At 66.6% G+C, this 25921-nt stretch carries 27 protein-coding genes; 5 read left to right on the top strand and 22 right to left on the bottom strand.

All coding sequences use genetic code 11. The features are described from left to right. Positions 1 to 155: 155 nt before the first annotated feature. The 4 genes from map (at position 156) to ACZY0B_RS04110 (ending at position 3939) form a co-directional block, all read left to right on the top strand. Positions 156 to 1013 carry a type I methionyl aminopeptidase gene (gene map, locus ACZY0B_RS04095; RefSeq protein WP_463762716.1) on the top strand — a complete coding sequence of 286 codons (858 nt, stop codon included), beginning with the start codon at positions 156 to 158 and terminating at the stop codon, positions 1011 to 1013. A 13-nt stretch (positions 1014 to 1026) separates the two neighbouring features. After that, positions 1027 to 2541, top strand: coding sequence for a cobyric acid synthase (locus tag ACZY0B_RS04100; RefSeq protein ID WP_463762717.1), 1515 nt, complete (start codon positions 1027 to 1029; stop codon positions 2539 to 2541). Between the two features lie 76 nt (positions 2542 to 2617). Beyond that, complete coding sequence (locus ACZY0B_RS04105) at positions 2618 to 3172, top strand: alpha/beta hydrolase (protein ID WP_463762921.1); 555 nt, start codon at positions 2618 to 2620, stop codon at positions 3170 to 3172. Positions 3173 to 3177: 5 nt separating this feature from the next. Continuing rightward, complete coding sequence (locus ACZY0B_RS04110) at positions 3178 to 3939, top strand: gamma-glutamyl-gamma-aminobutyrate hydrolase family protein (RefSeq protein ID WP_463762718.1); 762 nt, start codon at positions 3178 to 3180, stop codon at positions 3937 to 3939. On the opposite strand, the gene ACZY0B_RS04115 is transcribed toward ACZY0B_RS04110, so the two are convergent. From ACZY0B_RS04115 to nicT, 21 genes are all read right to left on the bottom strand, one after another. Beyond that, positions 3936 to 4919, bottom strand: a complete 984-nt coding sequence (locus ACZY0B_RS04115; protein WP_463762719.1) for a PPE family protein — start codon at positions 4917 to 4919, stop codon at positions 3936 to 3938. The genes ACZY0B_RS04110 and ACZY0B_RS04115 overlap by 4 nt on opposite strands. An 802-nt stretch (positions 4920 to 5721) precedes the next feature. Then, positions 5722 to 6858 carry an alkaline phosphatase family protein gene (locus ACZY0B_RS04120; protein WP_463762720.1) on the bottom strand — a complete coding sequence of 379 codons (1137 nt, stop codon included), beginning with the start codon at positions 6856 to 6858 and terminating at the stop codon, positions 5722 to 5724. An 18-nt stretch (positions 6859 to 6876) separates the two neighbouring features. Further along, the gene (locus ACZY0B_RS04125; protein WP_463762721.1) at positions 6877 to 7653 is read right to left on the bottom strand and encodes a DUF6390 family protein; all 777 of its coding nucleotides are present in this window, start codon (positions 7651 to 7653) and stop codon (positions 6877 to 6879) included. Next, the gene (hypD, locus tag ACZY0B_RS04130) at positions 7616 to 8755 is read right to left on the bottom strand and encodes a hydrogenase formation protein HypD (protein ID WP_463762722.1); all 1140 of its coding nucleotides are present in this window, start codon (positions 8753 to 8755) and stop codon (positions 7616 to 7618) included. Before hypD ends, ACZY0B_RS04125 begins: the two co-directional genes overlap by 38 nt. A gap of 12 nt (positions 8756 to 8767) precedes the next feature. Then, positions 8768 to 9040 (bottom strand): HypC/HybG/HupF family hydrogenase formation chaperone, encoded by a 273-nt coding sequence (locus ACZY0B_RS04135; RefSeq protein ID WP_463762723.1) that lies wholly within the window; start codon positions 9038 to 9040, stop codon positions 8768 to 8770. A 21-nt stretch (positions 9041 to 9061) separates the two neighbouring features. Further along, on the bottom strand, positions 9062 to 10174 hold the full coding sequence (gene hypE, locus ACZY0B_RS04140) for a hydrogenase expression/formation protein HypE (RefSeq protein WP_463762724.1): 1113 nt from the start codon (positions 10172 to 10174) through the stop codon (positions 9062 to 9064). After that, positions 10171 to 10836, bottom strand: a complete 666-nt coding sequence (locus ACZY0B_RS04145; RefSeq protein ID WP_463762725.1) for a D-sedoheptulose-7-phosphate isomerase — start codon at positions 10834 to 10836, stop codon at positions 10171 to 10173. Before ACZY0B_RS04145 ends, hypE begins: the two co-directional genes overlap by 4 nt. Beyond that, positions 10833 to 11570 carry a HypC/HybG/HupF family hydrogenase formation chaperone gene (locus ACZY0B_RS04150; protein ID WP_463762726.1) on the bottom strand — a complete coding sequence of 246 codons (738 nt, stop codon included), beginning with the start codon at positions 11568 to 11570 and terminating at the stop codon, positions 10833 to 10835. Before ACZY0B_RS04150 ends, ACZY0B_RS04145 begins: the two co-directional genes overlap by 4 nt. Further along, positions 11567 to 13915, bottom strand: a complete 2349-nt coding sequence (gene hypF / locus ACZY0B_RS04155) for a carbamoyltransferase HypF (RefSeq protein ID WP_463762727.1) — start codon at positions 13913 to 13915, stop codon at positions 11567 to 11569. The genes ACZY0B_RS04150 and hypF overlap by 4 nt, the downstream gene beginning before the upstream one ends. Before the next feature lies 1 nt (position 13916). Further along, on the bottom strand, positions 13917 to 14180 hold the full coding sequence (locus ACZY0B_RS04160) for a HypC/HybG/HupF family hydrogenase formation chaperone (RefSeq protein ID WP_463762728.1): 264 nt from the start codon (positions 14178 to 14180) through the stop codon (positions 13917 to 13919). Between the two features lies 1 nt (position 14181). Next, complete coding sequence (locus ACZY0B_RS04165) at positions 14182 to 14682, bottom strand: hydrogenase maturation protease (RefSeq protein ID WP_463762729.1); 501 nt, start codon at positions 14680 to 14682, stop codon at positions 14182 to 14184. Between the two features lie 17 nt (positions 14683 to 14699). Further along, positions 14700 to 14819, bottom strand: a complete 120-nt coding sequence (locus ACZY0B_RS04170; RefSeq protein ID WP_463762730.1) for a DUF6893 family small protein — start codon at positions 14817 to 14819, stop codon at positions 14700 to 14702. Then, positions 14807 to 16168 (bottom strand): hypothetical protein, encoded by a 1362-nt coding sequence (locus ACZY0B_RS04175; RefSeq protein WP_463762731.1) that lies wholly within the window; start codon positions 16166 to 16168, stop codon positions 14807 to 14809. The genes ACZY0B_RS04170 and ACZY0B_RS04175 overlap by 13 nt, the downstream gene beginning before the upstream one ends. Further along, on the bottom strand, positions 16165 to 16812 hold the full coding sequence (locus ACZY0B_RS04180; RefSeq protein ID WP_463762732.1) for a DUF6084 family protein: 648 nt from the start codon (positions 16810 to 16812) through the stop codon (positions 16165 to 16167). The genes ACZY0B_RS04175 and ACZY0B_RS04180 overlap by 4 nt, the downstream gene beginning before the upstream one ends. Then, positions 16809 to 17477: a DUF5947 family protein gene (locus ACZY0B_RS04185; protein WP_463762733.1), complete on the bottom strand. Its 669-nt coding sequence runs from the start codon at positions 17475 to 17477 to the stop codon at positions 16809 to 16811. The genes ACZY0B_RS04180 and ACZY0B_RS04185 overlap by 4 nt, the downstream gene beginning before the upstream one ends. After that, a complete protein-coding gene (locus ACZY0B_RS04190; protein ID WP_463762734.1) occupies positions 17474 to 18397 on the bottom strand; it encodes a NifU family protein in 924 nt (307 codons plus the stop codon). Before ACZY0B_RS04190 ends, ACZY0B_RS04185 begins: the two co-directional genes overlap by 4 nt. Position 18398: 1 nt before the next feature. Further along, on the bottom strand, positions 18399 to 20198 hold the full coding sequence (locus ACZY0B_RS04195) for a nickel-dependent hydrogenase large subunit (protein WP_463762735.1): 1800 nt from the start codon (positions 20196 to 20198) through the stop codon (positions 18399 to 18401). 60 nt (positions 20199 to 20258) lie between these two features. After that, a complete protein-coding gene (locus ACZY0B_RS04200; RefSeq protein ID WP_463762736.1) occupies positions 20259 to 21314 on the bottom strand; it encodes an NADH-quinone oxidoreductase subunit B family protein in 1056 nt (351 codons plus the stop codon). A gap of 311 nt (positions 21315 to 21625) precedes the next feature. Then, the gene (gene hypB / locus ACZY0B_RS04205) at positions 21626 to 22402 is read right to left on the bottom strand and encodes a hydrogenase nickel incorporation protein HypB (RefSeq protein WP_463762737.1); all 777 of its coding nucleotides are present in this window, start codon (positions 22400 to 22402) and stop codon (positions 21626 to 21628) included. Between the two features lie 12 nt (positions 22403 to 22414). Then, entirely contained in the window at positions 22415 to 22750 is a 336-nt protein-coding gene (locus ACZY0B_RS04210) for a hydrogenase maturation nickel metallochaperone HypA (RefSeq protein ID WP_463762738.1), read from the bottom strand. A gap of 6 nt (positions 22751 to 22756) precedes the next feature. Continuing rightward, on the bottom strand, positions 22757 to 23911 hold the full coding sequence (gene nicT / locus ACZY0B_RS04215) for a Nickel transporter NicT (protein WP_463762740.1): 1155 nt from the start codon (positions 23909 to 23911) through the stop codon (positions 22757 to 22759). Between the two features lie 144 nt (positions 23912 to 24055). On the opposite strand from nicT, the gene ACZY0B_RS04220 reads away from it, so the two are divergent. Continuing rightward, positions 24056 to 24538 carry a Fur family transcriptional regulator gene (locus ACZY0B_RS04220; RefSeq protein ID WP_463762741.1) on the top strand — a complete coding sequence of 161 codons (483 nt, stop codon included), beginning with the start codon at positions 24056 to 24058 and terminating at the stop codon, positions 24536 to 24538. Positions 24539 to 24540: 2 nt separating this feature from the next. Here ACZY0B_RS04220 and mtr read toward each other — a convergent pair whose 3' ends face one another. Next, a complete protein-coding gene (gene mtr, locus ACZY0B_RS04225; RefSeq protein WP_463762742.1) occupies positions 24541 to 25920 on the bottom strand; it encodes a mycothione reductase in 1380 nt (459 codons plus the stop codon). Position 25921 lies beyond the last annotated feature (1 nt).

The following is a 25921-nucleotide window of genomic DNA, read 5'->3' on the forward strand; positions in this document are numbered from 1 at the left end:
CGCCCGATCGCCCCGCTGTCGCCGTCGAGTGTGCGTTGATGGCGGGAAAACGAGCGAATTCCCGCCCAGCAGACACACTCAACGCCGCTGCCTCACACTGGTTGCCGAGCTGCGCGCGTCGCAGCCGCCGCGTCGCCTGCGATTAAGCTAGCGGCATGTCTGTTCGCACCGCGCTTTCGCCCGGAGTGTTGTCCCCGACGCTGCCGGTGCCCAACCGCATCCCGCGCCCGGAATACGCCTGGAAGCCCACCGCGAAGGAGGGCACCGAGCCGTGGGTGCAGACGCCCGAGGTGATCGAGAAGATGCGCGTCGCGGGCCGGATTGCAGGCGGCGCGCTCGCGGAGGCGGGCAAGGCCGTCGCGCCCGGAGTGACGACCGACGAACTGGACCGCATCGCGCACGAATACATGGTCGACAACGGCGCCTACCCGTCGACGTTGGGCTACAAGGGCTACCCGAAGTCGTGCTGCACGTCGCTCAACGAGGTGATCTGCCACGGCATCCCCGACTCGACGGTGGTAGCCGACGGCGACATCGTCAACATCGACGTCACCGCCTACATCGACGGCGTGCACGGCGACACCAATGCGACGTTTCTGGCCGGCGACGTGTCCGAGGAACATCGGCTGCTCGTCGAGCGGACCCGCGAGGCGACGATGCGAGCGATCAACGCCGTCAAACCGGGGCGCGCGCTGTCCGTCGTCGGCCGCGTCATCGAGGCATACGCAAATCGGTTCGGGTACAACGTTGTTCGCGACTTCACCGGCCACGGAATCGGCACCACGTTCCACAACGGGCTGGTCGTGCTGCACTACGACCAGCCTTCGGTCACCACGGAGATACAGCCGGGCATGACGTTCACCATCGAACCGATGATCAATCTCGGCGCGCTGGACTACGAAATCTGGGACGACGGCTGGACCGTGGTCACCAAGGACCGCAAGTGGACCGCACAGTTCGAGCACACCCTGCTGGTCACCGATACCGGCGTCGAGATCCTGACCGTCGCCTGAGCCGCTTGTCAGCGTGAACGGCGCTCTGCTGGTCGCGGGTACCAGCTCCGATGCCGGGAAATCGGTTCTGGTCGCGGGCCTGTGCCGGCTGCTGGCCCGCAGGGGAGTCCGGGTCGCGCCGTTCAAGGCGCAGAACATGTCGAACAACTCCGCGGTCACCGTCGAGGGCGGCGAAATCGGCCGGGCTCAGGCGATTCAGGCCCGGGCGGCGGGACTGGAACCCAGCGTGCGATTCAACCCGATCCTGCTCAAACCGGGCAGCGACCGGACGTCGCAGCTGGTGATCAGGGGCCGTGTCGCCGATTCGGTCACCGCGGTAAGCTATTTCGGGCATCGCGACCGGCTGGCGAAAATCGTCATCGACGACTTGTCTTCTCTGCGAGACGACTTCGATGTGGTGATCTGCGAGGGCGCCGGGTCTCCGGCCGAAATCAATTTGCGGGCAACAGATTTAGCGAACATGGGCTTGGCCAGGGCCGCGAATCTTCCGGTCGTCCTGGTCGGCGACATCGACCGCGGCGGTCTGCTGGCCCATCTGTTCGGGACGGTCGCGGTGCTCGAGCCGGACGATCAGGCGCTGATCGCGGGCTTCATCGTCAACAAGTTCCGCGGTGACCCCGCGCTGCTGGAGCCCGGGCTGCGTCAGCTCCTCGAAATGACCGGTCGCCCAACGTATGGCGTGTTGCCCTACGCCGACGAGCTCTGGCTGGATGCTGAGGACTCGCTGTCGGTCCTCGCGCATCGCGTCGTCGGCAGGCCGGCCCCGCCGCTGGGCGGCGAGTGGCTGAAGGTCGCCGCCATCCGGCTGCCGCGAATCTCCAACTCGACCGACATCGAGGCCCTGGCATGCGAACCGGGCGTGTTGGTGCGCTGGATCAGCGACCCCGCCGACCTGGCCGACACCGACCTGGTGGTGCTTCCGGGCAGCAAGGCGACCGTCGCCGACCTGAACTGGTTGCGTGAACGCGGCCTGGCCGCCGCGATCACCGATCACGCCAGAGTCGGCAAACCGGTGCTGGGGATCTGCGGGGGATTGCAGATGCTCTGCCGGCGCATCGAGGACACGGTGGAATCCGGACACGGGGAAGTGGCGGGCCTGGGCCTGCTGGACGCCGACATCGTCTTCGGCGAACACAAGACGCTGCGCCGCTGGCAGCAGCCGCTGCGCGGCTACGAAATCCACCATGGCCAGCTCATTCGATGCGACGAAGCGGGCTGGTTCGACGCGAGCACGGGGCCGGGTTCGCCGCCATCCGGCATCATGCGGGCGGCGGTCTTCGGCACGCACTGGCACGGCCTGCTCGACAACGACGACTTCCGGCGCGGATGGCTCACCCGCGTCGCCGCGGCCGCCGGGCGGACGAGGTTCGTTGTCGCCGGGGACACCAATGTCGCGGCGCGCCGCGACGCCCAGCTGGATCTGATGGCCGAGCTGCTGGCGTCCCACCTCGATATCGACGCCGTCCTCGGCCTGCTCGACGGCGCAGGGCCGTCACGACCGCACATCGCAAGCCGGCTGCGGCCGTAGGGCCGTGCAATTGCGGGGACACCGGAGAAACCTCGCGCGGCGTCAATATTGGCTGTAGCGTGCGTAAGTGCCCTCGATGATGACCACGCTCGACGGGTTTCCCGTCCCGGTGGGCGTGTCCGGTCCTGAGAAGGGTGTCGTCGTCGTCATCCTCGGCGATGAACAGCGCGAGCTAGGCGCCTACGACGCGGTCTGCGAGCGCCTCCACACCGCGTCGCTTCGCACCATCGTCATCGGCCTCGACCCGCGGCTGACCCCGAAGTCGGTGATCGGCATTCTCGACGGGTTGGGCATCGCCTGGGCGGTGGTGGTGGGCGACCGCGCCGGCGGCGACATCGCCTGGGAACTGGCAGCCACCAAGCTGGGCCGGTTTGTCGGCCTGGTCGTCGTCGACCGCGGACATCCGCGAGTGGCCGACGTCAACGGCGTGGTCCGTGACGACCACTGCCCGCCGGTGGAGATCGGCACCACAGTGCTGGTCAGCACGCCGGGTGGACGGACGGTCGCCCGCGACAGCCAGCGGTTCGTCTACGCCGACTACCGCACAGTGGATTTGCTCGGGCGGCGCAATGCGCAGGAGTCGACCGCGCAATTGGCGGCCGAGATCGTTTTGCGCACCAGCACCTGGTAGCACGCGTGAACGCCTCTGGAACTCCTCGGCCGGTCATCGGCCTGACCAGTTATCTCGAGCAGGTGCAGTCCGATGGGTGGGACATGCCGGCGGGCTACCTGGGTGCGAACTATTTCGAGGGCGTCATCATGGCCGGCGGCGTCGCGGTGCTGCTGCCGCCGCAACCGGTGGACCCCGACATCGCCGAGAGCGTGCTCGACAGCCTGGACGGGCTGGTGATCACCGGCGGCTATGACGTCGACCCGGCAGCCTATGGCCAGCAACCGCATCCGAAGACCGACGCGCCTCGCACGGTCCGCGATGCGTTCGAATTGGCGCTGTTGCGGGGCGCGCTGGACCGTGGACTCCCGGTGCTGGGGATCTGTCGCGGCACGCAGATGCTCAATGTCGCGTTCGGCGGAACGCTGCACCAGCACCTGCCCGATGTTCTCGGCCACCGCGGGCACCACGCGGGCTATGGACGCTTCACCAAGTTGCCGGTCCGCACGGTCGCCGGCACCAGACTGGCCGGGCTGCTGGGCGAGTCCGCCGATGCGTGGTGCTATCACCATCAAGCCGTCGACAAGGTCGGTGACGGCCTGATCGTCAGCGCGTGGGACGCCGACGGCGTCGTCGAAGGACTCGAGGTACCCGGCGACAACTTCGCGGTTGCGGTGCAATGGCATCCAGAGCAGTTCCTCGACGACCTGCGGTTGTTCGAGGCGATAGTCGACGCCGCCAGCTCCTACGCGTCGAGCGCGCGGATCGGTGGCTCGTCTCGCCGTTAACGGGTAAGCGGCCAATGTGGCGGCTCACCGGTTCCGACCAGACGAATTGGCTCGTAGCCCCAATTGTGCTGCGGTGCGACGTTTTCCGGGCATAGCGTGTCGGCCATCCAGCCCCGCGGCACGGACAACATCCCGATCGACGTCGCACGCCCGAAGCCCGTTGTGGCAGGCGCACTGCCGGGGCGGGCCCGGTTCGGCAGCAGGGACAGCAACGCCGCCGCGCTGTGCAGTGCCGCCTGCTTGTTGCGCGAATTCAGGTGATCGACCGCGAAATCCGACGGCGCGGACAGTGAACCGAGTTTCGACAGTGACGCTGTCGCCGGCGACAGTAACGCGTCGAACGGCGTCAACGGCGACGCGGACAGCGCAACGAGAGCATCGGTAATGGTCGAGACTACTTGGTAGCCAGTCGATATGACGTCCGGTGCGACCTTCAGCGCCCGGCTGGCGGGTGCTCGGGTGACGTTCTCGCCCGGCTCGGCCGTGGCGGGCGGCGAAGTGAACGGTGTCACCGCCGCGGCGTCGGCGCAGGCCACTGCATAGGTGTGCATCGTGTCGACGTCCTGGGCCCACATCTGGTCGTAGTCGCTCTCGGCCTGCGCGATTGCCGGGCCGGATTGTCCTAGACAATTCGTCTCGGCAAGCCACGTCCGCAGCATGCGATTGGCCTGGATCGCGGAGGGAGGAACCATCGCCGCCCACGCCAACTCATAGGCGCTCGCGGCCGACTTGGCCGCAGTGGCGGTCATTTCGGCCTGTGCCGCAGCGTCATTGAGCCAATCGATATGTGCTGCCGCGGCCTGGGTCAGCGCCTGCGACCCAGCCAGCCTCGAGGTCACCGAACTGCATTGCGCCGCAGTGTCATACAGGCGAGCGGCCAGCCCGTCCCACGCTGCGGCGGCGTCCGTCATCGACCGCGAGCCGGGGCCCGAATACATCAGCCCGGAGTTGGTCTCCGGCGGTAGCGTTCCAAAATCCATTGCTATCTCACTTTTAGGGCAGTGGCGAACTGTGAAAACATGGCTGCCCTTCACGACGTTGACGCGGCGAAGGAGCGAGGGACACTGGCCTAGCAGGCCGCAAAAGGCCTCAGCGACGAGATACGCAGAGCAGCGTCAAGATTTCTTGATCACCGCATTCAGCCGCGGGTGCGCCGGTATGAACGTTGCCGGATCGAAAACCCGTGCCGGCGAGGGAAGTCGGTAGCTCGGAGCGCACCGTGTGCGATTGCAAGCGCGTCCAGACATCCGGGCGGTCGTGCGTCATCCACATGCTGTGAAACGGCTTTTTGCTCATCGGCGAGGCGCCCCATGAGCTGGCATGTTGAAGATGAGTCGTAGCGTGCGAATGCTCGGAAGGTGGGTTTGCGTGTGACCACGCCGCGGGCTCGGGCAAGGTGGCCGCGGAAAACTGGGACCGCAACGCAGAACCGGCGACGAGACTGATGAATACGCTGAGCGCCGCCACCACGGCGATGGCAGGCTGCCGCCGTCGAGAATGTCTAGCGCCCCTAACGTTCACTGTGGCCCGACTGTACAACACAAAACCTGTGCATCAGCCGCTGCCAGCTGTGAGGTCGATTAAAGTCTGTTGTGCATTCTCCGGACGAATAGCCCCCTGATCGCACTGACCACACCAGCACCAAACAAGCTGGGCTAGAACCGATTTAACAGTGATATCGCATGTGCTATCGCTTTTCCAAATGATGCGGCCCGAAGCTCCGCGATGCCGATGGGGCGCGTGTGACTGTACGGCAGCAGGCCCGGCAAGCAGCCGTGCAGCTCACGACTCGAAGACGATGAGCGGAATCGCCATTTCGGCTGCGCTGGCTCCGCCGTGAAAACCTATGAGGCGAGCCGCTTCCGGGGGTTCATGTTTGGTTGCCAGCACCGCCGCATCGCCAGTGCAGATGACGACGACGTCGCCGATCCGCGCCAGATGCCGCGGATCGACCGGCCCGAACATCCCGGTGGCCACCGCCTGTTCGCGACTGTAGACCGCGGCCCGGCCGTCCAGCAGCTCGCTCCACGTCGCCTGCACGTCGGCCGCCGCGCCGGGTTCGGTATGCAGGTAGCGCACCCGCGGTTCACCCGCGACCACCCGGATTCCCGCGCTCAGCCGGGTATCGGTGTCCAGGTCGACGCGGGCGTGCGGCGGAACGTTGAGACCGCCGTGGTCGGCGGTCACCAGCAGCGCCGCGTTCGGCGGCAGGGCGTCGACCAGGCGGGTCAGCAGCGCATCGACACGGGTGGCCGCCTCATGCCAGTGCGGCGATCCGATACCGAACACGTGCGCGGCCATGTCGAGCTCGGCGGTGTAGGCGTAAACCAGACCCGGTGTCGCACCCAGCTCGTCGATGACGTGCTGGGCGTAATCGTCGGTCGGGGTAGTCGGGCGAAAGCCGGCGCCGCGATACGCCGCGTCGGTCAGCCCGCTACCCATGAACAACGCCGGCAGCACCGCCCGCGCCGCGACCCCGGATCGCGCAAGCCGCTCGAACCAGGTCGGCACCGGCTGCCATTGCGCGTACGGCGGGTCGTCGTCACGCCAATAGATGTGGGTGAGCACGCGATCGGTGCCGGGGACGTTGACGGTGAAGCCGAGGATGCCGTGCTGGCCCGGCGGCGCGCCGGTGCCCAGCGACACCAGGCTGCTCGGCGTGGTGGACGGGAAGGTGCAGGTGAGTTCGCTCATCTCACCGGCGCCGCCGGCCAGAACCGAGGCAAGCAGCGGCGCGCTGCCCGCCAGCTCCGGCAACAGGTGCCAGCCCAGGCCGTCGACCAGCACGACGGCGACGCGATCAACCTGCTTGGCAACCGATTCCGTCACCGCGAGCCGGTCGACGGCACCCGGCACCCCGAGCAGTGCGGCGGCCGCGGGCAGTACGTCGAGCAGGGATCCGGGCGCTGGACCAGACATGGCCCCAGTCTGGCACGACTAGACGTGGGCCAGCCGCTGGCTGGTCACCCGCAGTTGCCGCTCGGTGCTCTCGGCGAGCGCGTGTACCTGTTGCGGGTTCAGCCGGCCGCACAGCCGGCCCCAGTGCACCGCGACTTCGTCACCGACGGACACATCGGGCACCGCGCTGTAGCCGTCGGCCCAGACGTCGAGCGCTCGCACCGAAGGCTCGGCCAGCGTGAGCACATGACCATCGCAGACCAGCGGCCGGCAGCTCACCGTGACATCATCTCCGGTGCGGGAAATGACTGTGCCCCAAGTGATTCTGCAGTTGTCCAGCACGCCGAGCGGGTGCTCGTCCATGCCGCGACCCAGAAATCGCGTCCACGGGTAGACGCCGAACACGTGGAAGCAATGGTTGCCCGCCGCCTCGCCGGCCAGGTCCGTAGTCAGATGTGACCAGTAGCGTCCCGCCTGCGGGCCGATGATCGCCAGCAACGCATCGAAAAAGTCCCGTGGATCGATGCCGGCGCCGACGCCGCCGCCGAGCCAATACGATTCGACCAGGCGATGATCCAGCGGGTCGGCGATACCCGTCAGCGCGGACAACACCCGCAGATACGGCCAGGCCCCGGAGAACCTCGTTGCCGCGGCGCGCACCTGGTCGACCGAACCGTCGCGCAACGTCGCTCCCAAGGCAGGACCGCAATAGCCCAGCGCGTTGGGTGCATAGGCGTAGCGGGCGAACATCTCGGCGCCACGGACGTCGGTCAACGAATCACACCCGCCCAGACTGCCCCACGAGCTTGATGGCATCACGGTGCATGCGGCCGAAGTTGTAGTAGGCCGCGCACGCCCCCTCCGGAGACACCATGCACGTCCCGATCGGCGTCTCAGGGGTGCAGGCGGTGCCGAAAACCTTGCATTCCCAAGGCTTGAGCACACCCTTGAGCACCTCGCCGCATTGACAGGCCTTCGGGTCGGCGACCCGCACGCCGGGCATCGCGAACCGCAGCTCGGCGTCGAACTCCGCGAAGTCGTCGTGCAGCCGCAACGCGCTTTGCGAGATGAAGCCCAGGCCGCGCCACTCGAAATGCGGACGCAGCGCGAACACCTTGCCCATCAACGCCAGCGCGGCCGGGTTGCCGTGCTCGGGCACCACCCGCTTGTACTGGTTCTCCACCTCGCAGCGGCCCTCACGGATCTGACGCAGCAGCATAGCGACCGACGCCAGGATGTCCAGCGGCTCGAACCCGGCCACCACCAACGGCTTTCGATACACGTCCGGGACGAATCGATACGGCCGGTTGCCGACCACGGTGGACACATGCCCGGGGCCGATGAAACCCGACAGCCGCAGATCCGGTGACTCCAGGATCGCCTTGATCGGCGGCACGATCGTGACGTGGTTACAGAACACGCTGAAGTTCGGCAGCCCCTCCTCGCGTGCCCGCACCAGCGTGACCGCGGTTGACGGGGCGGTGGTTTCGAAGCCGATCGCGAAGAACACGATCTGCTTGTCCGGGTTGTCGACCGCAATCTTGAGCGCGTCCAGCGGGGAGTAGACGAACCGTACATCGGCGCCGCGTGCCTTGGCGTCCAGCAGACTCCCGTTCGAACCGGGCACCCGCATCATGTCGCCGAAGCAGGTGAAGATCACGTCGGGCTGACTCGCCAGCCACATCGCGTCGTCGATGCGGCCCATCGGGATCACGCACACCGGGCAGCCCGGTCCATGCACCAGTTCGACGTTGTCGGGCAGCAGGTGCTCGATGCCGTGCCGGTAGATGGTGTGGGTGTGCCCGCCGCACACCTCCATGAACTTGAACTGTTCGCCGCCGGTGCTCGCCAGGTGCTCGATGGCGACGAGCAGCTTGCGGGCCGCCGCGGGATCGCGGAATTCGTCAACGAATTTCATTTGCCGTCCCCCTTAGACGATGGCCGACGAGTCGAAGGCTTGCATTTCGGCTGTGTAGGCGTCACCGAGTTGTTTGATCGCGGCCAAGGTGAGCAACGCTTCGGTTTCGTCGATCTTGGCCATCGCGAACCCGACGTGGACCAGCACCCAGTCGTCGGGCTCGGGCATCTCGCTTTCCAATAGGCGCACACTGATCGTGCGCTGGACGCCGCTGACGTCGACCTTCGCCAAATAGTTTGCCGGGTCGGTGATCTCAACGATCCGGCCGGGAATTCCAAGGCACATCTCGGCGTATCTCCTTATCTGTCAGCAGATCCGCGGCAGCGGGTCCCCGACGAGCATGTCGACGATCCGGGTACCGCCGAATCCGGTACGCAGTACCACGGTCTCCGCGGGTTCGGTGACGATTTCCCCGACAACGGCCGCCTGCGCGCCCAGCGGATGTGACCGCAGTGCGGCCAGTCCGGCCTCGGCCTCCTCCGCCGCGACGACGGCGACGAACTTGCCCTCGTTGGCGACATAGAGCGGATCGATGCCCAGCAACTCGCAGGCCCCATTCACCATGGGTTGCACCAGAAGTTGATCCTCTTCGAGCAGCACCCCAAGACCGCAGGCCTGAGCCAGTTCGTTGCACACCGTGCCCACGCCGCCCCGGGTGGCGTCGCGCAGCCAGCGGGTGGACGGCGCGGCCGCCAGCAGCAGCTCCACCAGCGGGCTGACGCACGCGGTGTCGGAAGCAATGTCGGCCTCGATCGCCAGGTCGCCCCGGGCGAGCATGACGGCCATGCCGTGGTCGCCCATCGACCCGGACAACAGCAGTTTGTCGCCGGCGCGCACCGAGTCCGCCGACAGCGTGCGCCCGGCCGGGATGACACCGGCTCCCGCGGTGGTGATGAACAGCCCGTCGGCCGCACCTTTCGGCACCACCTTGGTGTCGCCGGTGACGATCTGCACCCCGGCTTTGGCGGCGGCGGCGGCCATATCCGCGACGATCTCTTTCAACTCGGCGATCGGAAACCCCTCTTCGAGCACGAATGCCGCCGAAATCCAGGCCGGCACCGCGCCGGTCATCGCCAGGTCGTTGCAGGTGCCATGGATGGCGAGCTCGCCCACCGAGCCGCCGGGAAAACGCCTGGGCTGCACCACAAAGGAATCCGTGGACATGGCCAGACGCTCGCCGCTTGGCAGGGTGAGCACCGCGCCGTCACCGAGTGACTCCAGCGCCGGGTTGCGGAACGCCTCCATGAACACCGCGTCCACCAGCGCTGCCGAGGCCTTGCCGCCGGCGCCATGCGCCAGGGTCACGTGGTCGTCGAGCAACCGCGGGCGGCGTCTGCGGAACGTTTCAATCCGCTCGATCACCTCGCCCTCGGCGAAGCGCGGCCCCGATGACAGGTATTCGCCTGCGGACTTACTCATGCGGCCCCCAAACCTTGGTCACCGGATCGTTCGTGAACCGCCAACCACAGCTGATAGCCCAGCAGCGCTTGCGATTCCTGGATCCGGTGCACACTTTGCGAACGAACGACGAAGCAGGCGTCCACATTTGGATTATCAGCGAAGGCGCCGCCGTCGTAGCCGGCGAAACCGATGGTGTACAAGCCGCGTTGGCGCGCCTCGGCCAGCGCGGTGAGTAGGTTCGGCGAATTGCCGCTGGTGGACATCGCGATGGCGATATCACCGGCGTGCGCGCGGGCGATCAACTGACGGGCGAACACCAGCTCGAACCCGACGTCGTTGCCCAGCGCGGTCACGATGGCCTGGTCGGCGGTCAACGACCAGGCCGGCAGGGACCTGCCAATCGGCGGTCGGGCGAACAAGAGCGCCAAGGTGGTGGAATCCGTGCAGCTGCCGCCGTTTCCGAAGGTGAACATTCGTCCGCCCGCCGCGAACCGGCGCGCCGTCTCGGTGGCCGCCCGGTCCAGCAGTTCGGCGTTTGCCTCGAGCGTGGAGCGCCGTAACGCCAGGCTCTCGGCCGCTTTCGCCTGCGCCGACGCGGCCAGATCCGCGAGCAGCGATTTCGGGTCGTCCTCCTGCGCATCGATGAACGGGTAGAGGAAGTTGGTGGGCTCGTCGCTCATGAAGGACCCTCCTCTTCATCCACTTTTGTGATCGCGGTGCCCGCGTGCACCAGGACCAACTCGCCCTCGGCGACCGGGTCGACCAGCGTGGTGACCACGTTCTCGACTCCGCGCGCGGTGCGCACTGTGGCTGTTCCGGGGGCCTGCCCGTCGGCCGCCGCGGTCAAGATCTCGCCCAGGCGGCCCTCGTCGCTACAGGTCACGCAAACTTCTTCCGCAGAACCGGGTTTGAGCAGCCCGGAGTGCTCGAAACAGACGTGCGTGAGTTCCCACAGCAGGTGGTAGAACAGCACGAAGCCGCCGGTCGCGGGCACCCGTGGATCGGGGTCGTCCAGCCACAGCACGTGATCGGCCAGCCCGGCTTTCGGCCGTTCGCCGCTGCCGATCCAGATCGTGGTGGCACCCCACGCCGGGCTTCGGCGCATTATCGAGCGCACTTGTGCGTCGTGCGCGTCCGCGACCGCGATCACGATGTCGCCGGGTCGCACCGAAACCCGCACCAGATCAACCAAATCGGGCCCGGTCAGTGCGACGGCAGGCAGTGCCCGCTTTCCCATGATCACCGGGTGGACGAACTCGACCGCGATGTGTAGCGCATGCGGCTCCCAGGACGGGGCGATGGACCACATGGTGGCGCCCGCGGCGAACCGCTTGGCCAACGTGAATGCCGTGGCGGCCAGGTCTTCGGCCAGCTCGGCGCCCAGCCCGCGGTCGATCGTGGTAACGGTTGTCATCGCATTGCCTCCTCGAGTGCGGTCAGCATCGAGATCGCCGCCTGACCCAATGCCAGCCCGCCGTCGTTGGGCGGTACGGTGTGGTGGGTCAGCACCTCAAAACCATTGCGCTGCAGCAGCTCACGGCAAGAACGCAGCAGCAGCACATTCTGGAACACGCCGCCGGTCAGGCCGACCAGCCGGATGGGGCCGGCCACCTGGGCAACCACCTTGGCGACGGCGATTGCGACCGCCCGGTGGAATGCGGCCGCCAGCAATGCCACCGGCGTGCCCGCGTGCAGCGCCGACACGGTCGCTTGCACCAGCGCGGACGGGTCGATCACCCCGTCGGCGCGCACCGTCAGCGGCAGCGACGGCCCGGGGCCGGCGGCGCGCTCGGCCAGCGCCTCGAGCTCGATGGCGGCCTGGCCTTCGTAGTCAATGCGGTGCCGCACCCCCAACAGGGAGGCGATCGCGTCGAACAGCCGGCCCATGCTGGAACACGGCACACATCCCGCGCCCGTCTCCAATTGCGAACGGGTGAGCCGCAATTCCTCAACCGACGCCGCGGCGACCGGCGCCAGATCCGGGGTCCAGTCGATGCCGGCCATCCACAACTGGGACAGCGCCATCCGCCACGGGTTGCGGACGGCGGCGTCCCCGCCCGGTAGCGGGACCGGGAGCAGGTGGCCGGCCCGCACGAAGCGGTGGCTGTCGCGCCCGAGCACGAGGATCTCGCCGCCCCAGATCGTGTCATCGCAGCCGTAACCGGTGCCGTCGAAGGAGACGCCGACGACGGGCTCACCGATGCGCCCGCGTTCGGCCAACAGCGACACCACGTGCGCGTGATGATGCTGGACGAGATCCAGCGGTCGATCGCCGACACGACGCTCCGCCCAACTTCGAGTGTGATATCCCGGATGCAGGTCGGCGGCCAATCGGGCCGGCTCGCCGCGTATTTCGCTCAGTTGACCGACCGCACGCTCGAACGCCCGCAGCGTCTCCCAGGTGGCCATGTCGCCGATATGGCCGGACAGATACGCACGCGAACCGTCGGTGAGGCAGCAGGTGTTCTTCAACTCTCCGCCCACCGCGAGCACCGCCGGGCCCGTGCGCCCCAGGTCGACCGGCAGCGGCGCATAGCCGCGGGACCGGCGAATCGGAAGCTCCCGACCGTCCACGACGCGCACCACGGAGTCGTCACACGGCACGTGAATGGGCCGGTCGTGATCCAGGATCGCATCGCAGAGTGCCGAAAGCCTGGACGCGACATCGTCGTCGGTGAAGCAGATGGGTTCCTCGGTTCGGTTGGCGCTGGTGAGCACCAGCGCGTCGGGAACCTGCTCGGCGGCATCGGGCACGGCTGCCAACAGCAGGTGGTGAAGGGGGGAGTACGGCAGCATCAGGCCCAGCAGCGGGCTTCCGGGGGCAACGGCTTCGGCGACCGGAGCGTTCGGGCGGCGTCGCAACAACACGATCGGGCGCGCGGGACTGCACAGCACCGCGGCCTCGTCGTCGTCGATGCAAGCGTAGCGCCGCGCAACCTCAAGGTCGCGGACCAGCATGGCGAAGGGCTTGGCGCCCCGCGCCTTTCGTGATCGCAATGCGCCGACGGCCGTCTCGTCGTCGACGGCACAGGACAGGTGGTAGCCGCCGACGCCCTTGATCGCGACCACCGAGCCCACGGCCAGCGCCCGTTGCGCCGCCGCCAGTGCCGCGTCCGATCCAGTGGCCCGCCCGACCTCCTCGGAGAACCACAGCGAGGGACCGCATTCGGGGCAGGCTATCGGCTGTGCGTGGAACCGGCGATCCGCGGGGTCATGGTATTCGGCCGCACATCGCGCACACATGGTGAACGCCGACATCGTGGTGGCCGGGCGGTCATACGGCAACTCACGGATGATGGTGAACCGCGGCCCGCAGTTGGTACAGGTTATGAACGGGTGCCGGTAGCGCCGGTTGCGCGGGTCGAACAGTTCGGCGACACAGTCGTCACACACCGCGATGTCGGGTGGAATCGGCGTCGTGGCACCGGCGATCGACCGGCTGGGCACGATCCGGAACTCGGGCGCCCAACCGGGATCCGCCGCCAGGTCCGTCACGCGGACGTCGGCGACACGAGCCAGCGGCGGGGCCTGAGTACGCAGCCGGCGACCGAACTCTGCCACCCGCTCGCGTTCGCCCTGCACCTCGAGAAAAACCGCGCCGGAATCGTTGCCGACGAACCCGGCCAGCCCGAGTTCGGTGGCGATCCGGTGAACGAACGGACGAAAGCCAACCCCCTGAACTACACCGGTCACGGTGAAGCGCTGCCGGACCCGGGTGTCAGCGAGGTTGGACCGCAGCATCAGGGGGGTGTCGGTCATCTCAACCGTCCCCCGGGCTGACTGTCGGATCAATGCCCCGGCCCATCAGTTCCAGACCGGCCATCGCCTGCTCGGCACCGGCGCGATCCGTCTTCTCGATCACGAAGCCCATGTGGATGATCACCCAGTCGCCGGGTGCGAAGGTCTCTTCCGGCAACATGCCGACGTTGACCTTGCGCTGCTCGCCCGTGACGTCGACCAGCGCGAGTTGGCCCTCGTAGCCGTCCAGCATCCTGATCACCTGACCGGGTATCCCAAGACACATCTCAGCACTCCTCGGGCAGCGCGGCAGCGGTGGTGGGTATTTGCAACGCCGCGATGATCTCCTCGATGGCGTGCACGGCCCGCGGAACGGCCTTGGCGACCGGCTCGGACAGGCCAATGCCTTCCTCGACACTTCCGGCCTCACACCCGACGACGACCGTGTAGGGCGGACTGCCGCCCAGCGCTCGCAGGCTGGCGAACACCGCTGCCGGATCCATGCTGTGACCGTCGAATCCGATGTTCGCACCGCCGGATTGATGATCGGCCTGAAAGACGTGCAAGGTGCCCGGGTTGCCGCGGCTGGGCACCGCGTCGACGAGGACCAGCGAGTCCCAGTCCTCGAGCAGGTCGTATGCCAGGTGCATACCCGCGATGCCGTAGTCGGTAATGCGGACACCCGGATTGCCTTGTGGCAGCTCGGCGTGGCGGACCACTTCGGAGCCGAATCCGTCGTCGCCCAGAAAGATGTTGCCGATCCCGGCCACCAGGATGCGCTTGGTCATTGCATTGCCCGATGCGGCTACATCCGCCTCAACTTGAGGTAGCGGCGGGCATCCGGCAGTGAGACCAGTCCCAGCGCCAAACCGATCCCGACCACAAGGGCGAGGATCGCGATGAATATCCAACCTACGATTTCCATGTCGAACTCCTTTCAGGGGTTGATGAGTCGTGCTCTACTTCCAGCGGCTCGACTTCGTCGGGGGAGAAGTACAGGTAACGGCCGTACCAGTCGTGCAGCTCGGCGGCCGGGTCGTCCTCGACCACCACGCCCACATGCTTGTTGCCCTCGACGTCCTCGTGCACCGACGTGACGCGGGCGGTCTTGCCGGCGACGAAGATGTCTTGCGCATCGGCGTTGCGGCGCGGCCGCAGCCGCACCCGGCTACCTCGCGCGATCCGGAAGCCGTTCACCAGCACCGCGTCGATTTCTGGTCGAACAGCGTTGTCGGCCAGCGGATCCCACCAATCGACGCCTTCGGGAATTTCCGGGACCAGGCCGACGGGAATGTCGAGCCGGTGCGGATCACGCAGCACCCCGTGCAGGCGTGCCATCGCGTCGGGTGACATCGTGTCGCACTGGTCGATGAGCCGCGCGGCCCGCGGATCGGTGGCCCGGGCCTGCGCCTTCTCGTCGTCGGTCATGGTCATCACACGCAGGGTCAGGATCTCGTCGATCTCGGTGCAGTCATACAGCGCGGCGTTGCTCTGCTCGGCGACCTCGGGGTGGTCGTAGAGAATGATCGGCGAGATCAGCAGCATGTCTTGGCTGCCGGGTGGGCCGGCCAGCACGGGGAAGCAGCGGTGCTGGGCGCACCGGGACACCGCGTCGGCCGCGGCCGGTGCCGGCTCGAGCATCGAGACGAACCGGCCACCGATGACTTCGGCGATCAGGTGGCTGCCGATCATGGACCGCGCGATCGCGTCGTCCTTGTCCACCGCGGCATCCCCGATGTTGTTCAACCGCACCGAAACCCTGCGGACGCCGCCATCGACTTCGCTGGAGACGCTGAGCTCGCCCCGGATCTGTCTGCGTTCGCGAACCAGGCGACCGCGGTCGAGTTCTTCGATGTCGGTCGCCGCGTCTGCCACAACCGGCAGTGAACACGGCAGTTCCTCGAATGCGATAGGGCCGAAGGACCTCTCGCACTCGACGGCTTCGTCCCAGGTCAGCCAGGACCCGGTCGGCGTACTCAGCTGGGCAACGGGTTCGAAGCGCCCGTCGGCTACTTCGCGTTCGGCCCGGCGATGCTGCAGCTGCAGGAAACGCACCACCAGGGTGATCGCCTCGCCCCCCTCGACCAGGAACTGCGCCGCCAGCGCATCGTCCTCGCCCAGGCCCGCATCGGCCGCACCCGGCGGCCCCAAAACGCCGAACTGCCAACGTGATTGATTCTTGGTTGACGTGCCGCGGTACGGGTAGAGCAGGTAGCCCTCGTAGAGCACCGCGTCGGCGACGGCACGGGCCCGGTCCCAGCTCGAGGTCGTCATGCCGTCGTCCGCTCGGCTTCCAGCAGCGAGGTGACCGCTTGGTCGAGGTCGAGCATTCCCTGCGCCGACTTGTAGTTGGCCAACCCCGCGATGGTTTCGTGACTCAGGCGCACCCAGCCGGTGTTGGGATAGTGCTGCGCGATCAGTGCACGCCAGACCGCGACCGGCATGTCGTAGCGGTGCTCGCGGTCCCAAGGCACCTGCTGGACGGAGAAGCCGCGCTCGGATTTGACGAATATGGTCCCGCTGAACAGGAATTGCAGCGGCACCGTGCCGTCGCGCAGCGCGTGCAGATACTTGGCGGCGGCGACCTCGAAGTCGTAGGTGCACTCCAGCGGCAGCGCCACGGTTGTCCTACCGGCGAATCCGGGCACCATCGCGGTGCAGTGCTGCCAGAGGAAGCCGTGTTGGGTGCTTGCCCAGCGTTCACGCGGCCCGAACAGGTCGATCAGCCCGGCTGCCTCCTCATCGGAGTACGACCGTCGTGGCGGCTCGATGCGGACCTGGCAGCGCAGCGCGATGGCGTGCACCGGGTCGTCCCCCTCGGCGACGACACCGACGCGGGCGATGAGCACCGGGCTCACGGCGTACGGCTCGGGTGCCACGTCGGCAATGTTGTAGGTGACCTCTACCTGGCCGGTCATGGCGGCGTCCCGGGGAGGGTTTCTGAGGCGCGGGCCGCGATCCGGGTAAAGAACTCGTCGATGAACTGGCGCGCCTGCTGGCCGCCGTCGAACCCGCGCCACAGCATGCGCAGGCGACCGACGAACTCGTAGCAGGCGTCGATCGGGACGAGATAGCTTTGCGGCTGCCCGGTTTCGCCTTCGCCGCTTTGGGAGCCGTCGATTTCGGGGACCCGGACCAACAGCGCCTCCACGTCGTCGCTCAGCAGACTCACCCGGGAGTCGGCCGCGCTGATGGCGTTCCAGGCGTCGAGGTCCAGCTCGGATTCGCAGGCCCCGGCCGGGCCCGGGTAGAACGCGACGGTGCGCGACAGCGCGGAGTTGGCGAAAAAGAAGGCGACGCCGACCGGGATTTGGAGTGCGTCCCAGGCGCGCCGGTCCAATGCGAAATCCGGGAAGGCCAGATACCGATCCGGCACTGCGCGGTAACGCAATTCGGCGTCGGGATCGGTGAACAACAGATAGCAGGCGCGGCACACGCACATCAGCTGCCGGCCGGCGACATTCACCACGTGCTGATGCTCGTCGGTGATGACCTCGTTGCACATCTCGCATCGCTCGCCGGCCGCCTCGGCGACAGGCCGGTTGCTTTTGATGCGGTTGAGCACGTCGTAGGGCGTTGTCATGCGCCGGCTCCCATCGGCTCGGCCAGTGCTACCGACGGCACCCCATCGCGAAGCAGCAGGGGGAGCGGCTCGAGGTGGGCCCCGTTGGGGCCGGCACCCGCGTGCACGATGTCGAACTGCGTGCCGCAGCGCGGGCAGCCCAACAGCGTCTCGCGCAGTTGCGCACCCGCTAACGAGTCATCACACACCGGACAATGGTCGCGGTAGGCCAGGGGCAGGTCGCCGACCCTGCACACCACCATCGTGGTGCCCGAAATCCGGAACCCCGCAACCTCGCCGGGCTCCAACTCGGCCAGTTCGGGTACCGGATACCAGGTTGAGCCGTTCGAGTGGCTGTGGCCATTCGAACGCAGGGGTGCCATCAGTGATTCGGTGGGTATCAAGGCGGGCCCCGACGCGGACTCGGCGGTGACCACTTCGATCTCCGAAATCTCCGGCGCCGCAGCCCGAACCGCGTCCTCGACGGCAAGCTCCAGCGTCACCGCCGAGGATGGACAACTCTTGCAGCTGCCCGTGAACGCCAGCCGCACGTTGCTTTCTCCCATCGTTCCGACGGGAACGATCTCCAGCAGATCCACATCGCCGCCGTGTGAACCGAGGTACGGCCGCACCCGATCCAGCGCGTCGGAGACCCGGCGATGCACGTCATGCGGGTGCAGGCCGTGAACCAAGAGCAGACTGGCCACCAGGTCGTCGGTGGCCAGCCGCTCCGTCAGTTCGGGATCGCCCAGTTGCATGATCCGATCCAGCCCGGCTCCGTAGAGCCCGACTACTTCCCGGACCAGCTGCTGCGCCCGCTCGTACGCGGCCGTGCCACCCGCCGCACAGGAATCCAGCAGTGTCTGGATCCGATCGCCCGCGCTACGCCACTGCACTTCGCTTTCGGAGGCTTCTCGGGGTTTCTCCGGGCGACCCGTCATGTCAGTCCCCGGCGGGTGACTGCGTTGGTGTGTGCAGTCTGTCCAGGGTCTTGCCCTTCCCCAGATACATGTGCACACCGCAGGGCAGGCATGGATCGAAGCTGCGCACCGTGCGCATGACATCGATGCCCTTGAAGTTCTCCCGGCCGTTTTCCTCGAAGATCGGCTGACCCTGGACGGCGTCCTCGTAGGGGCCCGGCGTGCCAAAGCTGTCGCGCGGGTTGGCATTCCACGGGGTGGGCGGGTAGGGGTGGTAGTTCGCGATCTTGCCGTCCCGGATCACCATATGGTGGCTCAGCACGCCGCGGACCGCCTCGGTGAAGCCGCAGCCGATGGCCTCGTCGGGCACCTCGAACTTCTCCCAGGTCTTGGTGCGCCCGGCGCGGATCTCCGCCAGCGCCTTCTCGGCAAAGTGCAGCGCGCACGCCGCCGCGTAGGCCTGGAAGTAGGTCCGGGCGCGGTCCCGTTCGATCGTGTTGCTGCCGTAGGTGGGAATCTTCCACTCGAACTCCACCGGGCCCTTCAGTGCGGTCTTGGGCAGGTTGATCTTCACGCTGTTGCCGGTTGCCTTGACGTAGCCGATGTCGACCAGGCCGGCCAGCGCTGTCGACCACAGCCGCGCCAGCGGGCCGCCGCCGGTATCCAGCGCCAAGTGATCCTTGCCGTCGAACCAGCGCGGCGACATCACCCAGCTGTAATTGCCACCGGCCATGTCCCGCTTCTGCGGATGCGGGTTGGTGTGCTGGTTCCACGGATGCCGCCGGTCTACCGCGTTGCCCAGCGGATCGGTCTTGACGAACATCTCCTGGTCGGTCCAGTCGTCGTAATACGAACTGCCCAAAAGGATCCGGATGCCGAGGTTGATGTCGACCAGCGAGTGGGTGACCAGCTTGCCGTCGACCACCACGCCCGGGGTGACGAACATCGCGTTACCCCAACGCTCCATGTCCTTGTACTCGAAGTTGCACACGTCGGGATCCTGGAAGGAGCCCCAGCAGCCGAGCAGCGTGCGGCGTAATCCGACGTTCTCGTATCCGGGCAGCGCCTCATAGAAGAAGTCGAACAGGTCGTCGTGCATGGGCACGACCTTCTTCATGAACTCGACGTAGCGCATCAGTCGCGTCATGTAGTCGGTCATCAGCTGGATGGTCGCGACGGTGCCGACCCCGCCCGGGTACAGCGTGGACGGGTGCACATGGCGACCTTCCATGAGGCAGAACATCTCTCGTGTCCAGCGACTCACCACGAGCGCCTCGCGGTAGAACTCGCCGCTGAACGGATTGAGCGACCGCATAATGTCGGCGATGGTCTTGTAGCCGTGCGCGTCGGCGTGCGGTGCCGCGGTCTTCTCCGCCTGGGCCAGCACGCTCGGGTTGGTCTCGGCGACCATCTTTTCGCAGAAGTCAACGCCGACCAGGTTCTCCTGGAAGATGTTGTGGTCGAACATGTATTCCGCTGCCTCACCCAGGTTGACGATCCACTCGCCGAGGTGGGGTGGCTTGACCCCGTAGGCCATGTTCTGCGCGTAGCAGGAGCAGGTCGCGTGGTTGTCGCCGCAGATACCGCAGATGCGGCTGGTGATGAAATGCGCGTCGCGGGGATCCTTGCCCTTCATGAAGATCGAGTAGCCGCGGAAGATCGACGATGTGCTGTGACACTCGACGACTTCCTTGTTCTCGAAATCGATCTTGGTGTAGATGCCGAGACTGCCGACGATCCTGGTGATCGGGTCCCACGCCATTTCGACGAGCTGGCCCGGCTCCTTCTTCTCTTGCGTCGGCTTGGGAATGATGGTTGTCATCGCATTACTGCTCTCTGCCCCAAGGGCTAGGTGGTGAAGTGAGAACGAAGCGCCCGCGACCTACCAGGTGCGGCGTGCCCCGGTGACCAGTTCGGTGCCCTTGTGGCGCCAGCGCGGTTCCTTGTCGACGGTTCGGGCCGTGATACCCCTCAAACTACGAATCACGGTCCCGTACAAACCCGATGCGGTGCTGGACAGCTTGCCGCCCGGCGGCTCGTCCATGAACGGCATGAATTTGTCGGGGAACCCCGGCATCGTGCACCCGATGCAGATGCCACCCACGTTCGGGCAACCACCGATTCCGTTGATCCAGCCGCGTTTGGGCACATTGCATTTCACGACCGGGCCCCAACAGCCAAGCTTGACAATGCATTTCGGTGACCCATATTCGGTGGCGAAATCGCCCTGCTCGTAGTAGCCGGCCCGGTCGCAACCCTCGTGGACGGTGTTGCCGAACAACCACTGGGGGCGCAGCGCGTCGTCGAGCGGGATCATCGGCGCCTGACCGGTGGCCATGTAGAGCAGGTAGGTCAGCGTCTCCGCCATGTTGTCGGGATGGGCCGGGCAGCCGGGAACGCAGACGATCGGAATGCCGGCCTTGCTCTTCCAGTCCCAGCCGAGGTAGTCGGGTACGCCCATCGCTCCGGTCGGGTTGCCGGCCATCGCGTGGATGCCGCCGTAGGTGGCGCAGGTCCCGACCGCGACCACCGCGGTGGCCTTGGGCGTCAGCCGGTCGAGCCACTCGCTGGTGGTCATCGGCTGGCCGGTGGCGGGATCGTTGCCGAACCCACACCAGTACCCCTCGTCCTTGATCTTCTCGTTCGGAATGGATCCCTCGACGACAAGCACGAATGGTTCCAATTCGCCGCGGTCGGCTTTGAAGAACCACTCGAGAAAGTCGTCCGCGCCTCCGGTGGGCCCGCATTCGAAGTCGATCAGAGGCCAGTGCACGGCTACCTGAGGGAGACCGGGAAGAGCCCCGAGAGCGATCTCCTCAACGCTGGGCTGGGTGGCGGCAGTCAACGCCACCGAATCACCGTCACAACTGAGGCCTGCATTGATCCATAACACGTGGATCAGCGTTTGTTCTGCTTTGACTGCTGCTTCCGTTGGCATGCTGCAGCTTTCCGGGGCCGGGCTGGGGCCCCTGCGCCGCCGGAGTCGACCGTCGGCCCACTTGCGCAGCGCTGTTTTTGGGTCTACTCCCGCCCTCAGGAGTTGTCAACGGTTCCCCCTTTGCCGGCATTTAAACATGTGTGTCGAAGCTCGGTGCGGGGGCCATATTTCCGCTGTGCGGCAAGGAGTTTCGGGCAATCGGCGCCCGCGTGCGAAACCGCTGAGGATAACTAATTTCTCTCGGGTGGGCTGACTGAGAAGAAATTGCGCCGCCGCGCCTTCATGCGAATCATTTGCATGAAACCCAGACGTCAGTCCACGACTCCTTCGGCGAACCGTCTCAGCCATCCGAACCAAGCGCCCATGCCGGCGCCGGTGCGCGCACTTACCGGCAGGATCGCCGCGGTCGCATTGACCTCGCGGACGTGCGCAATGTAGGTGTCCACGTCGACGTCCAGGTAGGGGACCAAGTCAATCTTGTTGAGCAACACCACATCCACCGATCGAAACATCACCGGATACTTCAGCGGCTTGTCCTCGCCCTCGGTGACGGAATACACCATCGCCTTGGCGTGCTCGCCGACGTCGAACTCCGCCGGGCAGACCAGGTTGCCGACGTTTTCGACGATCACCAGATCCAGGCCCCGAAGGTCGAGGCCCGGCAGCGCACGATTGACCATCGGGGCGTCGAGATGGCATTCGCCGCCGAAGCCGTTACTGGTGTTCAGCAGCGACACCTGGGCGCCGCGACCGCTGAGCTTGGCCGCATCGAGGTCGGTGGCGATGTCGCCCTCGATCACCCCGATCGCGAATTCGCCGGCGAGCGCGTCGAGCGTTGCCGCAAGGACTGTCGTTTTTCCGGACCCCGGTGAGCTCATCAGGTTGAGGGCGCGGATCCCGTTGCTCTCGAACGCCGACCGGTTGGCGTCGGCGAGAACGTCGTTCTCGGCGAAGATCGCCTCCAGCACATCGATGCGCTGCTTGCCGGTCTCGTAGCGGCTGTGATCGCCGTGGTCATGATCGTGGGGAACGTGATCGTGTTCGTGGGTGTGCACGGCCCCGTCATCGTGCCGATGAAATCTACCCATCGTCAACACCTTTCACGAGACGTCCAACGACGTGACCAGGAATTCGTTGCCGTGCAGTACTTCGACATCGGAACTGTCGCAGCGCGGACACCAGATCGACCAGGCCGAGGTGATCTCCGAGCACCGGCCGCACGCGCGGCAGCGCACCTCGGCGCCGATGCACTCGAGTTCCAGCTCGGCGTCCGGCATGTTCTCCGATTCCCGGACCAGAGTCCAGCAGAACGACAACGACTCGGGAACCACCTGGCGAAGGGCGCCGACTCGGACGCGGACCACGTCGACGTGCCGCCCGTCGGCGTGCGTCTTGACCACACCGGCGATCGCCTCGCACAGCGAAAGCTCATGCATCGCCGGTCACCGGCGTCGGGCTCGGGCCCATGAAGTCGTTTCTACACCCGTGGGCGCGTTGGCTGGTGCCCACTTCTCTTCGATGCGGCCATAGCGCCAGACGAGCAGCGCGACCACCCAGGTGCTCACGAAGATGCCGACGATCACGAAGCCGACGGTGTTGAGGTCGAGGCCGCCGAGCCAGTCCCAGAAGGGGCCCCGCCAGCCCAGCTGGCCGGCGAACAGGTCGAGCAGCTCGATGCTGCCGATCAACAGGGCGACGACGACCGATAGCCCGGTGATGGTGATGTTGTAGTAGATCTTGCGCACCGGGTTGGAAAACGCCCAGCCGTAGGCGAAGTTCATGAACGAGCCGTCGATGGTGTCCAGCAGGCACATGCCGGCGGCGAACAACACGGGTAGACACAGGATCGCGTACCACGGCAGCCCGGCGGCCGCGCTGGTGCCGGCCAGCACCAGCAGGGCGATCTCGGTCGCGGTGTCGAAGCCCAGACCGAACAGCAACCCGACCGGGTACACGTGCCAGGACTTGGAGATCGAACGCGTGAAGCGGCCGAGGAAGCGGTTGAGAAATCCGCGGTTGGCCAAGTGCTGTTCGAGCTCCGCCTCGTCGTATTCGCCGCGGCGTAACCGCAGGAAAACCCGCAGGATTCCGGCCAGCACTATCACGTTGAGGACGGCGATCAGATAGAGGAAGACGCCCGAGACGCCGGTCCCGATCAGGCCGGTGTAGTGATGCAACGCCGAGGAATCGTCTTCGACCGGCCCGATGATGGCCTTGGCTCCGATCGCCAGCAGCATCGCCAGCACGAACACCACGGTGGAGTGGCCCAGCGAGAAGAAGAACCCGACCGCAAGCGGGCGCTGACCGTCGCTCATCAGCTTGCGGGTGGTGTTGTCGATTGCGGCGATGTGGTCGGCATCGAAGGCGTGCCGCAGGCCCAGGGCATAAGCCGTCAGTCCGACGCCTATGCCAAATGCCTTGCCGCCCACGCTTAGTCGCGCCGGCTCGACGATCAAGAGCAGGGTGGCCCAGCCGATGAGATGCAGCGCGACGATGAGCGCCACCATGGCGCAAAGGCGCCCCCATTCCGCGGGTGCCAGGAAGCCGTGCAGCCTGGCTAACCTGGTCCGCGGCGCGGCGAGCTTGCTACCGGCCATTGCGTCCTTCCCGCCTGAGCAGAACACGACAGCCACGACCTTAGGGTCGGACGCGAACTCGATGCAAGTGAGTTGCAGGAGGGATACCCGCTCGGTCGGCGCTCAAGACTGGCAATCCGGGATGCGCGGCGCAACACTGAACGGGTGACGTCCAACCCGTCGGCGCTTGACCCTGCCGTCACCGAACGCATCGGTGACTTCCTGCGGGCCCGCGGGTTGCGGCGGATGACGTCGCGGATACAGGTGTTGGCGGTGCTGGAACCGGTCAACGGCCACCTCTCCGTCGCGGAGATCCATCAGCGGGTACAGGCCGGCCTGCCGCCCGGCGCCCAGCCGCCCGACGTGGCCACCATCTACCGCACCGTGACCACCCTGGTCGAGCAGGCGGTGCTGCACGCGTTGACCCTCGACGGCGGCATCACGACCTACGGGCTGGCGGCCGCCCCCCATCACCACGCGGTGTGCACACGGTGCGGCTCGATCATCGAGGTGCCCGCCCGGCAGCTGAGCTCGGCGCTCGAACACGCGATGGAGGGCAGTGCGTTCGCCCTGTCGGAGCGGGCCGGTCTGACGCTGCGCGGCCTGTGCCCGCAGTGCCAGGACGCCGAGTCGGCGGGCCGGCGCTGAGGTCAGCGCAGGCCCAGTAGCGCGTTCTCCACCACCTCGGGCAGCGCCGGATGGATCCAGTACTGCCCGCGGGCCATCTGCGGGGCGCTAAGACCGAAGCTGATGGCCTGGATCAACGGCTGGATGATCGACGATGCCTGATGGCCCATGATGTGCGCACCCAGCAGTCGCCCGGTCCCGCGCTCGCCGATGAGCTTCACGATCCCGGTGGTGTCCTCCATCGCCCAGCCGTAGGCGACGTCGCCGTAGTCCTGGATCGTCACCGATACTTTGAAACCCTGTGCGATGGCTTCATTTTCGGTCAACCCAACGCACGCGATCTGGGGATCGGTGAACACCGCGGACGGCACATAGCGATGGTCGGTGACCGCCATCGCTTCGGTGTCGTCCCAGTCGCACAGCAGATTGTGCCGCACCACGCGCGCCTCGTGGTTGGCGACGTGCTTGAGCTGATACGGCGAGGAGACGTCGCCGAGGGCGAAAACCCCACGCGCCGTGGTTCGCTGGTACTCGTCGGCGACCACGCGGCCATCCTCGACGGCGACGCCGGCCTGCTCGGCGTCCAAAAGATCGGCGTTGGAGACCCGACCGGTCGCGACCAGTAGTGCGTCGGCGTCCAGGGTGTGACCGTTGTCGAGTCGCACCGCGACGCCCGAGCTTTGGTTCTCGGCGTGCACGACACTGCGGTGGGTGTGCAGCTCCCATTTGCTCGACGCGATGCGGGTGAAGCGTTTGCAGAGGGTGTCATCGCAATGCCGCAGCAAGGCGGAGCCCCGGACCACCAGGGTGACCCGCGAGCCCAGCGAGGAGAAGATGTGCGCGAATTCGGCCGCCACGAAGCCGCCGCCGACGATCACCAGATGCTCTGGCAACTCGGAGATCCGCATGATCGTGTCGCTGGTGTAGTACTGAGCGCCGCACTCGAGGATTGCCGGGGGAACCGTGGCCCGGGCCCCCGCGGCGATCACCACCTGATCGGCCGTGAACTCGTCGCCGGCCTCGGTGCGCAGCAGGTAGCGCCCGTCGGCCTGAACCGGTCCAAATCGGGTGTGCTGCTTGTACACGTCGATATTGGGCGCGGAGCTCCGATAGTCCTCACCGCCGACCCCGATCGGGTCGATGCGCCCGAAGACGCGCGAGACGATGTCGTCCCAGCGCACCCGGTCGATGCGTGCGTCGATGCCGTAGCGCGCCGCCTCCCGGATCGTTTGGGCGACCTCGGCGGCGTAGACGAACATCTTGGTCGGGATGCAACCGACGTTGAGGCAGGTGCCGCCGAACGTGCCCTGTTCGCAGATCGCCACCCGCTTGTCGGCGAAGCGGTCATCGAGAACGGAGTTGCCCGAACCGGTTCCGATGATCGCGACATCGTAGGTCTCCACG

The organism is Mycobacterium sp. IDUB_19, from assembly GCF_055419445.1.

What these genes read in the sequence shown, in the direction of transcription:
- map (WP_463762716.1), top strand. Translation starts at nt 156, where the DNA reads ATGTCTGTTCGCACCGCGCTTTCGCCCGGAGTGTTGTCCCCGACGCTG.
- ACZY0B_RS04105 (WP_463762921.1), top strand. Translation starts at nt 2,618, where the DNA reads ATGATGACCACGCTCGACGGGTTTCCCGTCCCGGTGGGCGTGTCCGGT.
- ACZY0B_RS04115 (WP_463762719.1), bottom strand. Translation starts at nt 4,919, where the DNA reads ATGGATTTTGGAACGCTACCGCCGGAGACCAACTCCGGGCTGATGTAT.
- ACZY0B_RS04120 (WP_463762720.1), bottom strand. Translation starts at nt 6,858, where the DNA reads ATGTCTGGTCCAGCGCCCGGATCCCTGCTCGACGTACTGCCCGCGGCC.
- ACZY0B_RS04125 (WP_463762721.1), bottom strand. Translation starts at nt 7,653, where the DNA reads ATGCCATCAAGCTCGTGGGGCAGTCTGGGCGGGTGTGATTCGTTGACC.
- hypD (WP_463762722.1), bottom strand. Translation starts at nt 8,755, where the DNA reads ATGAAATTCGTTGACGAATTCCGCGATCCCGCGGCGGCCCGCAAGCTG.
- ACZY0B_RS04135 (WP_463762723.1), bottom strand. Translation starts at nt 9,040, where the DNA reads ATGTGCCTTGGAATTCCCGGCCGGATCGTTGAGATCACCGACCCGGCA.
- hypE (WP_463762724.1), bottom strand. Translation starts at nt 10,174, where the DNA reads ATGAGTAAGTCCGCAGGCGAATACCTGTCATCGGGGCCGCGCTTCGCC.
- ACZY0B_RS04145 (WP_463762725.1), bottom strand. Translation starts at nt 10,836, where the DNA reads ATGAGCGACGAGCCCACCAACTTCCTCTACCCGTTCATCGATGCGCAG.
- ACZY0B_RS04150 (WP_463762726.1), bottom strand. Translation starts at nt 11,570, where the DNA reads ATGACAACCGTTACCACGATCGACCGCGGGCTGGGCGCCGAGCTGGCC.
- hypF (WP_463762727.1), bottom strand. Translation starts at nt 13,915, where the DNA reads ATGACCGACACCCCCCTGATGCTGCGGTCCAACCTCGCTGACACCCGG.
- ACZY0B_RS04160 (WP_463762728.1), bottom strand. Translation starts at nt 14,180, where the DNA reads ATGTGTCTTGGGATACCCGGTCAGGTGATCAGGATGCTGGACGGCTAC.
- ACZY0B_RS04165 (WP_463762729.1), bottom strand. Translation starts at nt 14,682, where the DNA reads ATGACCAAGCGCATCCTGGTGGCCGGGATCGGCAACATCTTTCTGGGC.
- ACZY0B_RS04170 (WP_463762730.1), bottom strand. Translation starts at nt 14,819, where the DNA reads ATGGAAATCGTAGGTTGGATATTCATCGCGATCCTCGCCCTTGTGGTC.
- ACZY0B_RS04175 (WP_463762731.1), bottom strand. Translation starts at nt 16,168, where the DNA reads ATGACGACCTCGAGCTGGGACCGGGCCCGTGCCGTCGCCGACGCGGTG.
- ACZY0B_RS04180 (WP_463762732.1), bottom strand. Translation starts at nt 16,812, where the DNA reads ATGACCGGCCAGGTAGAGGTCACCTACAACATTGCCGACGTGGCACCC.
- ACZY0B_RS04185 (WP_463762733.1), bottom strand. Translation starts at nt 17,477, where the DNA reads ATGACAACGCCCTACGACGTGCTCAACCGCATCAAAAGCAACCGGCCT.
- ACZY0B_RS04190 (WP_463762734.1), bottom strand. Translation starts at nt 18,397, where the DNA reads ATGACGGGTCGCCCGGAGAAACCCCGAGAAGCCTCCGAAAGCGAAGTG.
- ACZY0B_RS04195 (WP_463762735.1), bottom strand. Translation starts at nt 20,198, where the DNA reads ATGACAACCATCATTCCCAAGCCGACGCAAGAGAAGAAGGAGCCGGGC.
- ACZY0B_RS04200 (WP_463762736.1), bottom strand. Translation starts at nt 21,314, where the DNA reads ATGCCAACGGAAGCAGCAGTCAAAGCAGAACAAACGCTGATCCACGTG.
- hypB (WP_463762737.1), bottom strand. Translation starts at nt 22,402, where the DNA reads ATGGGTAGATTTCATCGGCACGATGACGGGGCCGTGCACACCCACGAA.
- ACZY0B_RS04210 (WP_463762738.1), bottom strand. Translation starts at nt 22,750, where the DNA reads ATGCATGAGCTTTCGCTGTGCGAGGCGATCGCCGGTGTGGTCAAGACG.
- nicT (WP_463762740.1), bottom strand. Translation starts at nt 23,911, where the DNA reads ATGGCCGGTAGCAAGCTCGCCGCGCCGCGGACCAGGTTAGCCAGGCTG.